Raw genomic sequence first — 623 nt, 5'->3', positions numbered from 1 at the left:
CGAGAAGATGACCTATTTCGGCACCTCGGCGAAATACATCGATGCGGTGCGCAAGGCGGAACTGGAGCCGAAAAAGACACACGACCTTTCGAGCCTGAAGGCGGTGCTGTCGACCGGATCGGCACTGGCACCGGGCGGCTTTACCTATGTCTATTCGCACATCAAGGACGACGTGCACCTCGCCTCCGTCTCCGGCGGCACCGACATCGTGGCCTGTTTTGTCACAGGTATTCCAACGGAGCCGGTCTGGATCGGCGAGATCCAGGGACCGGCCCTCGGCATGGCGGTCGATGTCTGGAATGACGACGGCCGACCGGTGCGCGGCGAAAAGGGCGAATTGGTCTGCACCGCTGCCTTCCCGTCGATGCCGATCATGTTCTGGAATGACCCCGATGGTGCGAAGTACCGGTCAGCCTATTTCGAGAGGTTCGACAACATCTGGTGTCACGGCGACTTCGCCGAATGCACAGAGCACGGTGGCATGATCATCTACGGACGCTCCGACGCCACCTTGAACCCAGGTGGCGTGCGCATCGGCACGGCGGAGATCTACAACCAGGTGGAGCAACTAGACGAGATCGTCGAGGCGATTTGCATCGGGCAGAACTGGGAAGACGATGTCC

Annotated in this window: 1 pseudogene; it reads left to right on the top strand. The window is 60.4% G+C overall.

Going from position 1 to position 623, the window contains the following annotated elements:
• Nucleotides 1-7 precede the first annotated feature (7 nt).
• Nucleotides 8-623: pseudogene (locus AC4FS3_RS29010) on the top strand (acetoacetate--CoA ligase); the annotation flags it as partial.

Source organism: Pseudogemmobacter sp. TB195 (assembly GCF_058313095.1).
This window is presented reverse-complemented; position numbering and strand designations above follow the sequence as displayed.